We start from the raw sequence: 1,487 nt of genomic DNA, 5'->3' as shown, positions 1-1,487 counted from the left end.
TAAAAGCACTTTCATCTACAGATGGCTGATGTGGGATATCAATTTTATCCAGATTTTTACTTTTGTGCTTTCTATAATAATACAGGAAAAGAAATATAAAAAGAAGACATGCGGCAATACTCAACGACAGGATGAAGAAAAGTTTTTTTGTTTCCTTTTTTCTATTGCTATTTTCCAATTCATTCTGTTTATCTACAGCATCATTCAATGTTTGATTTTGCTCACGGTTTACCTTTTCTATACCCACCAGCCAGTTGGAGTAGTAGCCAATACTGTCTTTCTGGCCGATGCTCTCATATAAAGCATTAAGCTCATCTCCTACTGCAATCTGATAGTTCTCACTTTTAAAGTAATTTTTCGCAATATTTTTCGCAATCCATAAATAGTATTGAGCCTGTTCAACATTCTTAATGACTCTGAAATATCTTCCGGCATACAGAGAAGTAATATATTTCAGACTGATATCATCGACTTTTTTTTCATTGTGAATGGCTTCTTCAATATAGATTCTGGCAGAATCTAATTTATTGAGATCTGTATATATTCCTCCGAGATAAGCTGAGGTTTTGTAACTGTTACTCAATCTGTTTTTATCAATCCGGTAATGGTTACCTTTATTTTCTCTGTATATTTTTGAAAATTTATACGCAATTTTACTATACTTTAATGAGAGCTTACTATCGGTTTCAATATATTTATCGGCATACTGCCTGTTGATCAGATAAATGAAATAAGCATTCCCCGTCTTCATTGCTTTATCATAGATTTCATCCAGCTCCTTAAAAGAAGCTACCCTTTCACCCAATTTCCGGTACAAAAAAGACTTTTGCAAATGAACATAAAAGATGACTTCAAAGTCGGTATCAGAATTCATGAGATTTTCATTTTCTACTTTATTGATATAATAAAAAGACTTCTTGGTGTCATTCATTTTATCATAGATATTGGCAATCTTAAGATATCCCAATGCAACACAATCATTGTACGAATCTTTTTTACAAACCGCAATAAGACTGTCTATCTTTTCTATTTCTTTGGGTCCCGCACCAGAAAAGTCGATATCAAAAAGGATATTCTTCATTTCCTGTTCTGTTTGCTGAGCATAGAAAAAGGAAGAGATCAGGAAAAACAAAAAAAATATTTTTTTTATCATAACTACAGTATAATTAAAAATACATCTCTATCACAACTCATAACTTGAAAATAATAACTCATCTTTATTTCAGCAATTTGGAAAACCATACATAGATATCCATATCACCGGGAATATTTAGTTTTTTCCTTAGATTATATTTTTTGGTCTGTACGGTTCTCACTGAAGTAAAAGTATATTCAGCAATTTCTTTGGTAGAAAAATTCGGATAGATGTAGGCACAGAATCTTATTTCCGATATTTTTAAAGGAGAAACTTTCAGCAGTTCTTCTGAAAAGTGCGGATAATACTCATTGAAACGGGTTAAAAATTCAGGATTATTTTCTTTGGCAAG

2 protein-coding genes are annotated in these 1,487 nt (G+C 31.9%); both read right to left on the bottom strand.

Annotation, left to right across the window (positions count from 1 at the left end):
- On the bottom strand, positions 1 to 1,081 hold a 1,081-nt coding region (locus LIV57_RS22825; RefSeq protein WP_227944445.1), incomplete at its 3' end, for a hypothetical protein.
- Positions 1,082 to 1,217: 136 nt separating this feature from the next.
- A partial coding sequence (locus LIV57_RS22820) for a helix-turn-helix transcriptional regulator (RefSeq protein WP_227944444.1) occupies positions 1,218 to 1,487 on the bottom strand: 270 nt, incomplete at its 5' end.

The organism is Chryseobacterium sp. X308, assembly GCF_020733145.1.
In the GTDB taxonomy this organism is placed as follows: domain Bacteria; phylum Bacteroidota; class Bacteroidia; order Flavobacteriales; family Weeksellaceae; genus Chryseobacterium; species Chryseobacterium cupriresistens.
Note: the sequence above shows the minus strand (reverse complement) of the source record. Positions and strands in the feature narration are given on the sequence as shown.